General features: G+C 54.8%; 17 protein-coding genes and 1 pseudogene. 12 read left to right on the forward strand and 6 right to left on the reverse strand.

Features of this window, described 5'->3' with window-relative positions; genetic code table 11:
* Positions 1 to 38: 38 nt before the first annotated feature.
* Positions 39 to 671, reverse strand: a complete 633-nt coding sequence (crp, locus tag ACWYRJ_RS03240; RefSeq protein WP_000242758.1) for a cAMP-activated global transcriptional regulator CRP — start codon at positions 669 to 671, stop codon at positions 39 to 41.
* 311 nt (positions 672 to 982) lie between these two features.
* Here crp and ACWYRJ_RS03245 point away from each other — a divergent pair, with 311 nt between their 5' ends.
* Entirely contained in the window at positions 983 to 1,387 is a 405-nt protein-coding gene (locus tag ACWYRJ_RS03245) for an OsmC family protein (RefSeq protein ID WP_008503018.1), read from the forward strand.
* Positions 1,388 to 1,453: 66 nt separating this feature from the next.
* On the opposite strand, the gene ACWYRJ_RS03250 is transcribed toward ACWYRJ_RS03245, so the two are convergent.
* The 4 genes from ACWYRJ_RS03250 to ACWYRJ_RS03265 form a co-directional block, all read right to left on the reverse strand.
* Positions 1,454 to 2,323, reverse strand: a complete 870-nt coding sequence (locus tag ACWYRJ_RS03250; RefSeq protein ID WP_008503017.1) for a phosphoribulokinase — start codon at positions 2,321 to 2,323, stop codon at positions 1,454 to 1,456.
* Positions 2,324 to 2,353: 30 nt separating this feature from the next.
* The gene (locus ACWYRJ_RS03255; protein ID WP_008503016.1) at positions 2,354 to 2,572 is read right to left on the reverse strand and encodes a YheU family protein; all 219 of its coding nucleotides are present in this window, start codon (positions 2,570 to 2,572) and stop codon (positions 2,354 to 2,356) included.
* Complete coding sequence (locus ACWYRJ_RS03260; RefSeq protein ID WP_111963786.1) at positions 2,569 to 3,591, reverse strand: hydrolase; 1,023 nt, start codon at positions 3,589 to 3,591, stop codon at positions 2,569 to 2,571. Before ACWYRJ_RS03260 ends, ACWYRJ_RS03255 begins: the two co-directional genes overlap by 4 nt.
* A 112-nt stretch (positions 3,592 to 3,703) precedes the next feature.
* Positions 3,704 to 5,608 carry an ABC transporter ATP-binding protein gene (locus ACWYRJ_RS03265; RefSeq protein ID WP_455507404.1) on the reverse strand — a complete coding sequence of 635 codons (1,905 nt, stop codon included), beginning with the start codon at positions 5,606 to 5,608 and terminating at the stop codon, positions 3,704 to 3,706.
* Positions 5,609 to 5,746: 138 nt separating this feature from the next.
* On the opposite strand from ACWYRJ_RS03265, the gene kefG reads away from it, so the two are divergent.
* The 4 genes from kefG (at position 5,747) to slyD (ending at position 9,002) form a co-directional block, all read left to right on the forward strand.
* The gene (gene kefG, locus ACWYRJ_RS03270; RefSeq protein WP_014885493.1) at positions 5,747 to 6,298 is read left to right on the forward strand and encodes a glutathione-regulated potassium-efflux system ancillary protein KefG; all 552 of its coding nucleotides are present in this window, start codon (positions 5,747 to 5,749) and stop codon (positions 6,296 to 6,298) included.
* Positions 6,298 to 8,103 carry a glutathione-regulated potassium-efflux system protein KefB gene (gene kefB / locus ACWYRJ_RS03275; protein ID WP_149367135.1) on the forward strand — a complete coding sequence of 602 codons (1,806 nt, stop codon included), beginning with the start codon at positions 6,298 to 6,300 and terminating at the stop codon, positions 8,101 to 8,103. Before kefG ends, kefB begins: the two co-directional genes overlap by 1 nt.
* A gap of 13 nt (positions 8,104 to 8,116) precedes the next feature.
* Positions 8,117 to 8,317 (forward strand): YheV family putative zinc ribbon protein, encoded by a 201-nt coding sequence (locus ACWYRJ_RS03280; protein WP_010436300.1) that lies wholly within the window; start codon positions 8,117 to 8,119, stop codon positions 8,315 to 8,317.
* A 94-nt stretch (positions 8,318 to 8,411) separates the two neighbouring features.
* A complete protein-coding gene (slyD, locus tag ACWYRJ_RS03285) occupies positions 8,412 to 9,002 on the forward strand; it encodes a peptidylprolyl isomerase (protein WP_008503010.1) in 591 nt (196 codons plus the stop codon).
* A gap of 51 nt (positions 9,003 to 9,053) precedes the next feature.
* On the opposite strand, the gene ACWYRJ_RS03290 is transcribed toward slyD, so the two are convergent.
* Positions 9,054 to 9,272: a protein SlyX gene (locus ACWYRJ_RS03290; RefSeq protein WP_008503009.1), complete on the reverse strand. Its 219-nt coding sequence runs from the start codon at positions 9,270 to 9,272 to the stop codon at positions 9,054 to 9,056.
* A gap of 238 nt (positions 9,273 to 9,510) precedes the next feature.
* On the opposite strand from ACWYRJ_RS03290, the gene fkpA reads away from it, so the two are divergent.
* From fkpA to ACWYRJ_RS03325, 7 genes and pseudogenes are all read left to right on the forward strand, one after another.
* Positions 9,511 to 10,332 (forward strand): FKBP-type peptidyl-prolyl cis-trans isomerase, encoded by an 822-nt coding sequence (gene fkpA, locus ACWYRJ_RS03295; RefSeq protein WP_111963789.1) that lies wholly within the window; start codon positions 9,511 to 9,513, stop codon positions 10,330 to 10,332.
* A 165-nt stretch (positions 10,333 to 10,497) separates the two neighbouring features.
* Positions 10,498 to 11,220: a helix-turn-helix transcriptional regulator gene (locus ACWYRJ_RS03300; RefSeq protein WP_003861697.1), complete on the forward strand. Its 723-nt coding sequence runs from the start codon at positions 10,498 to 10,500 to the stop codon at positions 11,218 to 11,220.
* Positions 11,220 to 11,606 carry a sulfurtransferase complex subunit TusD gene (tusD, locus tag ACWYRJ_RS03305; protein ID WP_111963790.1) on the forward strand — a complete coding sequence of 129 codons (387 nt, stop codon included), beginning with the start codon at positions 11,220 to 11,222 and terminating at the stop codon, positions 11,604 to 11,606. Before ACWYRJ_RS03300 ends, tusD begins: the two co-directional genes overlap by 1 nt.
* Positions 11,606 to 11,965, forward strand: a complete 360-nt coding sequence (tusC, locus tag ACWYRJ_RS03310) for a sulfurtransferase complex subunit TusC (RefSeq protein WP_455507405.1) — start codon at positions 11,606 to 11,608, stop codon at positions 11,963 to 11,965. The genes tusD and tusC overlap by 1 nt, the downstream gene beginning before the upstream one ends.
* Before the next feature lie 7 nt (positions 11,966 to 11,972).
* A complete protein-coding gene (tusB, locus tag ACWYRJ_RS03315) occupies positions 11,973 to 12,260 on the forward strand; it encodes a sulfurtransferase complex subunit TusB (protein WP_045909310.1) in 288 nt (95 codons plus the stop codon).
* A 124-nt stretch (positions 12,261 to 12,384) separates the two neighbouring features.
* Positions 12,385 to 12,759 (forward strand): 30S ribosomal protein S12, encoded by a 375-nt coding sequence (gene rpsL / locus ACWYRJ_RS03320; protein ID WP_000246815.1) that lies wholly within the window; start codon positions 12,385 to 12,387, stop codon positions 12,757 to 12,759.
* A 96-nt stretch (positions 12,760 to 12,855) separates the two neighbouring features.
* A pseudogene (locus tag ACWYRJ_RS03325) lies at positions 12,856 to 12,956 on the forward strand (30S ribosomal protein S7); the annotation flags it as partial.

Raw genomic sequence — 12,956 nt, forward strand, 5'->3', positions numbered from 1 at the left:
GGCGTGACACCTGGCGATGGCACGCCGTTTAAGCGGAATTAACGCGTTCCGTAGACCACGATGGTTTTACCGTGGGCGGAGATCAGGTTTTGATCTTCCAGCATTTTCAGGATACGGCCCACTGTTTCACGGGAGCAACCGACGATCTGACCAATTTCCTGACGGGTAATTTTAATTTGCATGCCGTCCGGGTGGGTCATGGCGTCTGGCTGTTTCGCCAGGTTCAGCAGGGTCTGCGCGATACGGCCGGTAACGTCCAGGAAGGCGAGGTTACCCACTTTCTCTGAGGTGACCTGCAGACGGCGCGCCATCTGGGAAGAAAGACGCATCAGGATGTCAGGGTTAACCTGAATCAGCTGACGGAACTTCTTGTAAGAAATTTCAGCCACTTCACATGCTGTCTTTGCTCGAACCCAGGCGCTACGTTCCTGGCCCTCTTCAAACAGGCCCAGTTCACCGATGAAATCGCCCTGGTTCAGATAAGAAAGGATCATCTCTTTCCCTTCTTCATCTTTGATCAGCACTGCCACCGAGCCTTTAACGATGTAATACAACGTTTCCGCTTTTTCACCCTGGTGAATCAGCGTGCTCTTAGATGGGTACTTATGAATGTGGCAATGAGACAAGAACCATTCGAGAGTCGGGTCTGTTTGCGGTTTGCCAAGCACCATGCGCTGTTATCCTCTGTTATAAGCTGTCACCAGAGTCATCAGATGCATCCGGACTCTGGGGTTGCAATCGAATTCTTACCCATACCCTGGGAAGTCGGCTACCGTAACGTTTCGCAGCCAGTAAAGTTTGATGTCCTCTGCATACATGTGTAACGTCAATGTATTACTGTAGCATCCAGAGTGTTTTAGCATAGCTTTCGCCGCGTGTCTCCTGGTGTCTCGCTTCAGCATGATGCAGGTCGCCTTCCATTGCGAGAAATGTAACGCACGCGTAATCTGTCACCAAAAATGCAACGTTGGAGTTTAAGAATATGCAAGCGCGCGTGAAATGGGTTGAAGGTTTAACGTTCCTGGGCGAGTCCGCGTCAGGGCACCAGATTTTAATGGACGGTAACTCCGGCGATAAAGCGCCAAGCCCAATGGAAATGGTGCTGATGGCGGCAGGCGGATGCAGCGCCATTGACGTGGTGTCGATTCTGCAAAAAGGTCGTCATGACGTGACGGATTGTGAGGTTAAACTCACCTCAGAACGTCGTGAAGAGGCGCCACGTCTGTTCACTCATATTAACCTGCACTTTGTGGTCACGGGTAAAGAACTGAAAGATGCGGCGGTTTCACGTGCGGTGGACCTGTCTGCGGAGAAGTACTGCTCTGTAGCGTTAATGCTGGAGAAAGCGGTAAAAATCACGCATTCGTATGAAGTGATCGAGGCTTGATTGATGGGGCATCGTGCGTGTTGATGCCCTCACCCTAACCCTCTCCCACAGGGAGAGGGAACATGCTCACGCAATCTGTTTCCCTTCCATCAGTCGCTCCACCAGCGGCGTCATGATGAGCTCCATCGCCAGCCCCATTTTTCCGCCCGGTACGACCAGTGTATTCATGTGCGAAATAAACGAGCCCTGCAGCATGGCCAGTAGCCAGGGGTAATCAATGCCTTCGAGATTGCGGAAATGAATCACCACAAAGCTCTCATCCAGGGATGGGATACTTTTGGCGGCAAACGGGTTGGAGGTATCCACCGTCGGCACGCGCTGGAAGTTGATATGGGTGCGGGAGAACTGCGGCGTCAGGAAGTTGATGTAATCTTCCATGGAGCGTACCACCGAGTCCATTACCGCCTCTCGCGAATGGCCACGTTCGCTCATGTCGCGCGTCAGCTTCTGGATCCACTCCAGGTTCACGATAGGGACCACACCGACCAGCAGGTCCACGTGGCGCGCCACGTCGTGTTGCGGGGTGACCACGCCGCCGTGTAATCCTTCGTAAAACAGGACGTCAGTGGGTTCCGGCAGCGGTTGCCATGGGGTAAAAGTTCCCGGCACCTGATTCCAGGGAACGGCTTCATCATAGGTATGCAGATACTTGCGGGACTGCCCTTTGCCGCTCTGACCGTACTCGATAAAGGTTTGTTCCAGCAGGCCGAAGTCGTTGGCCTCCGGGCCGAAGTAGCTGATGTGTTTACCCAGATCGCGCGCCTTACGGATGGCCATGTCCATTTCCGGACGCGTGTAGCGGTGAAAGCTGTCGCCCTCGACCTCCGCCGCACGGAGATTCAGCTGGGCGAAAATCTTGCGAAATGCGAGGCTTGTGGTGGTGGTTCCCGCACCACTCGATCCCGTAACGGCAATAACCGGATGTCTGGCAGACATAGCAACTCCCTGACTGAAAAGGGTGGAAGATCAGCCGTGAAACGCGTTGCGGGGCATGATATTGACCGTCTCATGCAGTTCTGACCACACCAGCACCACGTCGCCGCTTTTCAGCTGGCGCTTTACATCGTTGACCTTTTGCTCAAGCGAGCGTTCCTGTTCACCATAATCGGTGCCTTCGCGTAATACAAAGCTTTCAATCAGATTATCGAGCGTTTCGGGAGCCAGATCCTGCCAGGGAATAATCATTTTGCACCGTCAAGATAAGGGGTTAGCCAGTCAGGAATACGCGCCTCAAGCCACATTTTCGGGCGGCGCAGCGTGCCGCCGATAAACCCGACGTGGCCGCCGTGCTCGGTCAACTGATAGTGAACGTTGTCGGGCAGGAATTCCTGCGCGGGAATCGAGTGATGATCCATAAACGGGTCATCTTTGGCATGAATAATCAGCGTTGGCTGCGTGATCTTGCTGAGCAGCGGCATGGCGCTGCACTGACGATAATAGTCAATCGCATCGGCGAAGCCGTGAATTTTCGCGGTGATCAGGTCGTCGAACTCGCGAATGCGGCGTACCTTTTTCAGCTGGCGCAGGCTGACCGGCAGGGTATCCGGGTAGGCCTTCAGTTTACGTGCCGCGTTGGCCTTCAGGAGGTTGAGGAGGTAACGCTGGTAGACGCGGGAGAAGCCTTTATCCATATGGTAGCTGCACTGCTCGAGCATAAACGGCGCGGAGACAATGACGGCGGCCTCCAGCGGCACGCTTTCGCCCTCTTTGGCCAGCAGACAGGCCAGCATATTGCCGCCCAGCGAGTAGCCCACGGCGGCCGTTGGCACGGTGCCATAATTTTCCCGCAGCCAGTGTAAAAACCACGTCCCGTCTTCTGTTTCACCCGAGTGATAAATGCGTTTCTGACGATTCGGTTCGCCGCTACAGCCGCGAAAATGCATCACCACGCCGAGCCAGCCGCGCGCTTTTGCCGCTTCAATTAGCCCATGGGCATACGGGCTGTGCAGGCTGCCTTCCAGACCGTGAAAGACCACCAGACGCGGCTTATGGCGAGCCTGTTCCGGCGCTTCGCTCCAGGCGAGATCCAGAAAATCACCGTCTGGCAGGTCAAGCCGTTGCCAGTGCGGGGTGAACTGAACCTTGCGGCGGATCAGTCGTGGCAGCATGGTCTGCAAATGGGGATTGGCCACGCCGCGCATAGGCACGAACTCAGTGCTGTCTTCGGCCGCAATGTCGAAGTCTGATGGAATGATTTGGGTCATAAGCGCGATGCTGATTCTTGTCGGAAATTTACGATACTTTCCGAATTGTACCCCGTTTAAGCTGGATTTCCGAACCCGGTACGGATTCTGTTCTTAAAACGGGGTAAACAGGTCAGTCAGCCTGCAGCATCGCTTCCAGCTGTTCCTGCGCGTCGAGCCACGCTATCTCACACTCTTCAAGGCTGGATTTGGTCTTCGCCTGGGTTTGCAGGCAGTCCGTCAGTTCAGCTTTACGGCTCTGGTCATACAGGCCGCTGTCGCCGAGCTTCTCTTCAACATCGGCAAGCGTGGCGTTGAGCTTTTCCATCTCTTTTTCGAGACGGGCTATCTCTTTACGCAGCGGCTGCGTCTGGGTGCGCAGCTCCGCTTCACGGCGCTTCTGGTCTTTACGTGCCTGCGCGCTGTTGGCGTTGTCTTTCGCTGACTCTTCCGGCTGGTTCTCCTGCTTCTGCACGTCCGTCAGCCACTGCTGGTAGTCTTCCAGATCGCCATCGAACGGTTCCACTTTGCCATCGTGCACTAAGTAGAGATCGTCCGTGGTGGAGCGGATCAGGTGACGGTCGTGCGAAACCACAACCAGCGCGCCTTCGAACTCAATCAGCGCTTCGGTCAGCGCCTGACGCATATCGAGATCCAGGTGGTTGGTCGGTTCATCGAGTAGCAGCAGGTTCGGACGCTGCCAGACGATCAGCGCCAGCACCAGACGGGCTTTTTCGCCCCCGGAGAAGCGCTCGGTGTTTTCAGTGACCTTATCGCCCTGGAAGCCGAAGCCGCCGAGGTAGTCGCGCAGCTTCTGCTCCATCTCCTGCGGCGCCAGACGCGCGAGGTGCTGAATCGGGGATTCATCCGCGCGTAAAAATTCCAGCTGATGCTGGGCGAAGTAACCCAGCTTGATGCCCTTCGCCAGGCCAATTTCACCCTTGACCGGGTTAAGCTCGCCCGCCAGCAGTTTGATCAGCGTCGATTTACCGGCACCGTTGCGTCCCAGCAGACCAATACGTGAACCCGGCACCAGGTTGAGCTTGATGGAGTCGAGAATAATGCGGTCGGCATAGCCCGCGCTGACTTTTTCCATCTTCAGCAGCGGGTTCGGCAGGCTTTCCGGGGCGCGGAAGCTGAAATGGAACGGGTTGTCGACGTGCGCCGGGGCGATCATCTCCATGCGTTCCAGCATCTTGATGCGGCTCTGGGCCTGCTTCGCTTTTGAGGCTTTGGCCTTGAAGCGATCCACGAAGCTCTGCAGGTGCGCCACGCGCTGCTGCTGGCTTTCGTACATGGACTGCTGCTGGGCAAGGCGCGTCGCGCGCTGGCGCTCGAAGGAGCTGTAGTTGCCGGTGTACTCGAACATCGTTTGCTGTTCGATATGAATGATTTTATCCACCACCGGGTCGAGGAAGTCTCGGTCGTGGGAGATCAGAATCAGAGTGCCCTGATAGCTCTTGAGCCACTTCTCCAGCCAAATAACCGCATCGAGATCGAGGTGGTTAGTCGGTTCATCGAGCAGCAGCAGGTCAGAGCGGCAGATCAGCGCCTGCGCCAGGTTGAGGCGCATACGCCAGCCGCCGGAGAAGTCGCTGACCGGGCGTTCCAGCTGTTCATTGCTGAAGCCCAGGCCGTGCAGCAGGCTGGAGGCGCGGGAGCGAATGGTCCACGCGTCAATGGCGTCCAGCTTGCCGTGAACGGTGGCGATGGCGTGGCCGTCGTTGCGCTCGTTAGCGGCGTTAAGTTCCGCTTCGAGCTTACGGTACTCACGATCGCCGTCGATAACATAGTCGAGTGCCGGTTCGCTCAGCGCGGGCGTCTCCTGGTTCACCCAGGCGAGCTGCCAGTTCCCCGGGAAGGTGAAGTTACCGCCATCCGCGCTAATCTCGTTTTTCAGCAGCGCCAGCAGGGTGGATTTACCACAGCCGTTTTTGCCGACCAGACCCACTTTCTGGCCCGGGTTGATGGTAGCAGTGGCGTTATCCAGCAGGACGCGCACGCCGCGACGAATTTGTAACGAGGAGAAAACAATCATAGAAGCGCCGTATGTTCCGACTATGTTAATTTGTCATTATGATAATGTAAGGTGTGGGCCATTTTCCGCACCGGGCCGCCATGGTAGCCCAAAACAACAACGATACACAAAAACAGAAACAAGACCGGGAGGGGAATGATGTCTCAGACAGCAAAAGTGCTGCTGCTGTATGCCCATCCGGAATCTCAGGACTCGGTGGCAAACCGGGTGCTGCTTAAGCCGGCCACACAGCTCAGTAACGTGACGGTGCACGATCTCTACGCGCACTATCCTGATTTCTTTATTGATATTCCTTACGAGCAGGAACTGCTGCGTCAGCATGACGTGATTGTGTTCCAGCATCCGCTTTATACCTACAGCTGTCCGGCGCTGCTCAAAGAGTGGCTGGACCGCGTGCTGAGCCGGGGCTTCTCCAGCGGGGTGGGGGGCAACCAGCTGGCGGGAAAGTACTGGCGTAGCGTGATTACGACCGGTGAACCCGAAAGCGCTTACCGCCACGACGGGCTGAACCGTTATCCGATGAGCGACATTCTGCGGCCTTTCGAGCTGACGGCGGCCATGTGCCGTATGCACTGGATGAGCCCGATTATTGTCTACTGGGCCCGTCGTCAGGATCCGAAAGAACTGGCCAGCCACGCCAGAGCCTACGGTGAATGGCTGGCGTCACCGATTCCGGCAGGAGGTCGTTAATGGAAGGATCGAATTTGCTCCTCGCCGGGGTGCTGTTTTTGTTTGCGGCCGTCGTCGCGGTGCCGCTTGCTGCACGTATTGGTATCGGTGCGGTACTGGGGTATCTGCTGGCGGGGATCGCGATTGGCCCCTGGGGACTGGGATTCATCAGCGATGTAGATGAAATTCTCCATTTCTCCGAGCTGGGCGTGGTGTTCCTGATGTTCATCATCGGCCTTGAGCTGAACCCTTCTAAATTGTGGCAGCTCCGACGCTCCATCTTTGGCGTGGGTGCCGCGCAGGTGGTGTTCAGCGCCGCGATTCTGGGGGGCCTGTTAATGCTGACGAATTTCTCCTGGCAGGCGGCGGTGATAGGCGGGATAGGCCTTGCGATGTCGTCAACGGCGATGGCCCTGCAGCTGATGCGCGACAAAGGGATGAATCGCAACGAAGCCGGTCAGCTGGGTTTTTCGGTACTGCTGTTTCAGGATTTAGCGGTGATCCCGGCGCTGGCGCTGGTGCCGCTGCTGGCGGGCTCCGGCGACGACCACTTTGACTGGGCGAAAATTGCCATGAAGGTGCTGGCCTTCGCGGGGATGCTGATTGGCGGACGTTTTCTTTTACGTCCTGTGTTCCGCTTTATTGCCGCGTCGGGCGTGCGCGAGGTCTTTACGGCCGCGACGCTGCTGCTGGTGCTGGGGTCGGCATTGTTTATGGATGCGCTGGGGCTGTCGATGGCGCTCGGGACCTTTATCGCCGGGGTGCTGCTGGCGGAGAGCGAGTATCGGCACGAGCTGGAAATTGCCATCGATCCCTTTAAAGGGCTGCTGTTAGGCCTGTTCTTTATTTCGGTGGGGATGGCGCTCAACCTTGGTGTACTCTATACCCATCTGCTGTGGGTGATAGTGAGCGTCGCTATCCTGGTGGCGGTGAAAACGCTGGTACTGTACGTCTTGGCACGCATTTACGGCTTGCGCAGTTCGGAACGCATGCAGTTTGCCAGCGTGTTAAGCCAGGGCGGTGAGTTTGCGTTTGTGCTGTTCTCCACCGCATCTTCCCAGAAGCTGTTTAAAGACGATCAGATGGCGCTTTTGCTGGTGACGGTCACGCTGTCAATGATGACCACGCCGCTGCTGATGAAGCTGGTGGATAAACTCCTGTCGCGCCGCCTGAACCCGTCAGACGATGAAGACGAAGCGCCGTGGGTAGAAGATGATAAGCCCCAGGTTATCGTGGTGGGCTTTGGCCGCTTTGGACAGGTGATCGGACGTTTGCTGATGGCGAACAAAATGCGCATTACGGTGCTGGAGCGTGATATCAGCGCGGTCAACCTGATGCGCAAATACGGATATAAGGTTTACTACGGCGATGCGACCCAGCTCGAGCTACTGCGCTCGGCGGGGGCAGAAGCGGCAGAGTCCATCGTGATTACCTGTAACGACCCGGAAGACACGATGAAGCTGGTGGATCTGTGCCAACAGCATTTCCCGCATCTGCATATTCTGGCGCGTGCGCGGGGACGTGTTGAAGCTCACGAATTATTGCAGGCGGGGGTGAAACACTTCTCCCGTGAGACGTTCTCCAGTGCGCTGGAGCTGGGGCGCAAGGCGCTGATCTCGCTTGGCATGCATCCGCATCAGGCGCAGCGAGCCCAGATGCACTTCCGCCGGCTGGATATGCGGATGCTGCGCGAGCTGATGCCGGTACATACCGATACGGCGCAGATCTCCCGCGTGCGGGAAGCGCGTCGCGAGCTGGAGGAGATCTTCCAGCGCGAGATGCAGCAGGAAAGACGCCAGCTCGATGGCTGGGATGAATTTGAATAAAGGGTAACGAAAGATGGCTGTACGTAAACGCTTTATCGCGGGTGCAAAATGCCCGACCTGCCAGGCGCAAGATACCCTGGCGATGTGGCGGGAAAATAATATTGATGTTGTTGAGTGTGTTAAGTGCGGTCACCAGATGCGTGAGGCCGACAAAGAGGCCCGCGATCACGTTCGCAAAGAAGAGCAAGTTATCGGCATTTTTCATCCAGACTAGCGATATGCTCTGAGTTTTTTTAAGCTTAAGGGTACACGGGTGCAGATTTCCGCTACAATCTGCGCCAGCAATTTTCCCACGCTCAGGAGATATCATGAAAGTAGCAAAAGACCTGGTGGTCAGCCTGGCCTATCAGGTACGTACAGAAGACGGTGTGTTGGTTGATGAGTCTCCGGTGAGTGCGCCGCTTGACTACCTGCATGGTCACGGTTCCCTGATTTCCGGCCTGGAAAACGCGCTGGAAGGTCATGAAGTTGGCGACAAATTTGACGTTGCTGTAGGCGCGAACGACGCTTACGGTCAGTATGACGACAACCTGGTTCAGCGCGTTCCTAAAGACGTGTTCATGGGCGTTGACGAACTGCAGGTTGGCATGCGCTTCCTGGCTGAAACTGACCAGGGTCCAGTTCCTGTTGAAATCACCGAAGTGGAAGATGACCACGTCGTGGTTGACGGTAACCACATGCTGGCTGGCCAGAACCTGAAGTTTAACGTCGAAGTTGTTGCGATCCGTGAAGCAACCGAAGAAGAGCTGGCTCATGGCCACGTTCACGGTGCGCACGGTCACGACCATGACCACGATCACGGCCACGACGGCTGCTGCGGTGGTCACGGCCACGACCATGGTCATGATCACGGCCACGGTAAAGGTGGTTGCGGTAACGGCGGCTGCGGCTGTCACTAATTCCGCCATGCGGAAAATAAAAAAGCGGGATAATCCCGCTTTTTTTACGCCTCAATAATGAGGAGGTGGCGTCTCTTCTGACTGAGAGGCAATGTTCGACGGCTGCGTAGCCTTCAGCTTTTCCGTCAGCAGGCGCATATGATCCCGCAGTTTTGCCATTTCGAGTTCATGTGCGGTCACGGTCTGGTTTAGCTCTTCGATGGTGATGTCCTGAAAAGCCAGGCGGCTTTCCAGCTCAGCCATTCTCGCTTCTATCGTTGTATCCTTCATCATTCACCTCGTTTGTTTCAGATTCACCATAATGGCACTGCGGCGGCGCAGTTTAACTGAGTTTATCCTTAAGTACAGTCTGCATCCCCTTGGCAGGAAACTTATTTAAACAAAAATAGTCTGAAAAGTGGCGAGAATTGGAAGTGTCTGTCTGTAGATTTCTTCCGCAACGTTTTATAGTACGTAACTCATTTACGTTTAACGCTGGGGTGAGAGTCCCCAGGCCCTGGAGATATGGATGAAATCACTGTTTAAAGTAACGCTGCTGGCGACGACGATGGCTGTTGCGCTGAACGCGCCGCTGTCATTCGCTGCTGATACTGCTGCGAAGCCTGCTGCCACTGCAGACAGCAAAGCGGCGTTCAAAAATGACGACCAGAAATCCGCCTACGCACTTGGCGCATCTCTGGGTCGTTACATGGAAAACTCTCTGAAAGAACAAGAGAAGCTGGGCATCAAACTGGATAAAGCTCAGCTGATAGCGGGCGTTCAGGACGCATTTGCAGATAAGAGCAAGCTGTCTGATCAGGAAATTGAGCAGACTCTGCAGGCGTTCGAAGCGCGTGTGAAGGGCGCCGCGCAGACTAAGATGGACGCGGACGCTAAAGACAACGAAGCGAAAGGCAAAGCCTACCGCGATACCTTCGCTAAAGAGAAGGGTGTGAAAACCTCTTCTACTGGCCTGGTGTACAAAGTTGAGAAAGAAGGCACCGGCGATGCGCCTAAAGACAGCGACACCGTTGTTGTGAACTACAAAGGTACGCTGATCGACGGTAAAGAGTTCGATAACTCTTACACCCGTGGTGAGCCGCTCTCCTTCCGTCTGGATGGTGTGATCCCTGGCTGGACTGAAGGCCTGAAAAACATCAAGAAAGGCGGCAAGATCAAGATGGTCATCCCACCGGATCTGGCCTATGGCAAAACCGGCGTTCCGGGAATCCCAGCTAACTCGACGCTGGTCTTTGACGTAGAGCTGCTGGACATCAAACCGGCACCGAAAGCGGATGCTAAAGCGGACGCACCTGCTGAAGAAAAAGCAGCGACAGACGCTAAGAAGTAATGTGATAAAAACCGCCGCCTTTCAGGCGGCGGTTTTTTTATTGTGGGGCAGATATAATTAACACTGGAAAGCGCTATACACGCTGTATTAATTTAGTTGTCCGTGTAGATAATGAGCCTGCCCTGAAAACCTAACGACAGGCTCCTGAAAAGGAGTGTTTTTTTCATGTCCAGGTCGCTTTTAACCAACGAAACCAGTGAACTTGATTTGCTGGATCAACGTCCTTTCGATCAGACCGACTTCGATATTCTGAAATCCTATGAAGCGGTAGTGGACGGGTTAGCGATGCTCATTGGCTCCCACTGCGAAATCGTATTGCACTCCCTGCAAGATCTGAAGTGTTCCGCCATCCGCATTGCGAATGGTGAGCATACTGGCCGTAAAATTGGTTCGCCAATCACCGACCTTGCATTGCGTATGTTGCATGACATGACCGGCGCGGACAGCAGCGTCTCCAAATGCTATTTCACCCGCGCCAAAAGCGGCGTGCTGATGAAATCAGAAACTATCGCGATTCGAAACCGCGAGCATCGTGTGATTGGGCTGCTGTGCATCAACATGAACCTTGATGTGCCTTTCTCGCAGATCATGAGCACCTTTATTCCACCAGAAACGCCGGATGTTGGCTCTTCTGTTAACTTTGCCTCTTCCGTCGAAGATCTCGTCACACAGACGCTTGAGTTCACCATTGAAGAAGTGAATGCCGATCGCAACGTCTCGAACAACGCCAAGAATCGCCAGATCGTGCTCAATCTCTATGAGAAAGGGATTTTTGATATTAAAGACGCCATCAACCAGGTGGCCGATCGTCTGAACATCTCCAAGCACACGGTCTACCTCTATATTCGCCAGTTCAAAAGCGGTGATTTCCTGGGACAAGACAAGTAATGCGTTTTGCGTTAATGGTGACAGGACCTGCGTACGGGACTCAGCAGGCCAGCAGCGCGCTGCAGTTTGCGCATGCGCTGCTGGCGGCCGGACATGAGCTGGCGAGCGTCTTCTTCTATCGGGAAGGGGTGTACAATGCGAACCAGTTTACGTCGCCGGCGAGCGATGAGTTCGATCTGGTGCGCGGCTGGCAGGCATTAAACGAAAAGCAGGGCGTAGAACTGCACATCTGCGTGGCGGCGGCACTGCGCCGCGGCGTAACCGATACAACCGAAGCTGCGCGTCTTGGTTTATCGGGTTCTAACCTGCAGCCCGGTTTTTCGTTAAGTGGTCTGGGCGCGCTGGCACAGGCGGCGTTAACCTGCGACAGAGTGGTGCAATTCTGATGAAGCGCGTGGCATTTGTTTTTAAGTCTGCGCCGCACGGCAGCGCTTCTGGCCGAGAAGGGCTGGATGCGTTATTTGCAACGTCCGCGCTGACCGAAGATATCGGCGTCTTCTTTTTGGGGGACGGGGTGTTTCAGCTTCTGGCTGGGCAACAGCCTCAGGCCATTCTGGCACGGGATTACATCGCTACCTTTAAAGTGCTGCCGCTGTACGACATCGAAACCCTTTATGTCTGCGCCGATTCGCTGGCCGCTCGCGGTTTGGATGATAAGACGCCTTTCGTGCTGGATGTGACAGTCCTGTCTTCTGCTGCATTGCGCGAACACCTTTCCCACTACGACACCGTTCTGACTTTCTGAGGCTAACATGCTCCATACTCTGAGCCATTCACCGTGGCAATGTGATATCGACGCGTTACTGAGTATGCTGCGCGACGGTGATGACCTGCTGCTGATTCAGGATGGCGTACTTGCTGCACTGGAAGGCAGTCGTTTCGTTGAAATTCTCACGAATGCCCCCATAACAGTCTCTGCGCTGAAGGACGATCTGGATGCGCGGGGTCTTTCTGGTCAAATTTCAGCCAAAATTGACGTGGTTGGCTATACTGATTTCGTCAATCTTACTGTGACGCACGCCAGTCAAATGAACTGGTGATTTGAGATCGCTGTATATTTCTTGACACCTTTTCGACGTAGCCCTAAAATTTCGCGTCCTCATATTGTATGAGGTCGTTTTATTACGTGTTTACGAAGCAAAAGCTAAAACCAGGAGCTATTTAATGGCAACAGTTAACCAGCTGGTACGCAAACCACGTGCACGCAAAGTTGCGAAAAGCAACGTGCCTGCGCTGGAAGCCTGCCCGCAGAAACGTGGCGTATGTACTCGTGTATATACCACCACTCCTAAAAAACCAAACTCCGCACTGCGTAAAGTATGCCGTGTGCGTTTGACTAACGGTTTCGAAGTGACTTCCTACATTGGTGGTGAAGGTCACAACCTGCAGGAGCACTCCGTGATCCTGATCCGTGGCGGTCGTGTTAAAGACCTTCCGGGTGTTCGTTACCACACCGTTCGTGGTGCGCTGGACTGCTCAGGTGTTAAAGACCGTAAGCAGGCTCGCTCCAAGTACGGCGTGAAGCGTCCTAAGGCTTAATGGTTCTCCGTTAAGTAAGGCCAAACTGATTTATCTTAATGTCAAACTAAACTCGTAGAGTTTTGGACAATCCTGAATTAACAACGGAGTATTCCCATGCCACGTCGTCGCGTCATTGGTCAGCGTAAAATTCTTCCAGATCCGAAGTTCGGATCAGAACTGCTGGCAAAATTTGTAAATATCCTGATGGTAGATGG

This window comes from Enterobacter sp. (assembly GCF_977039595.1).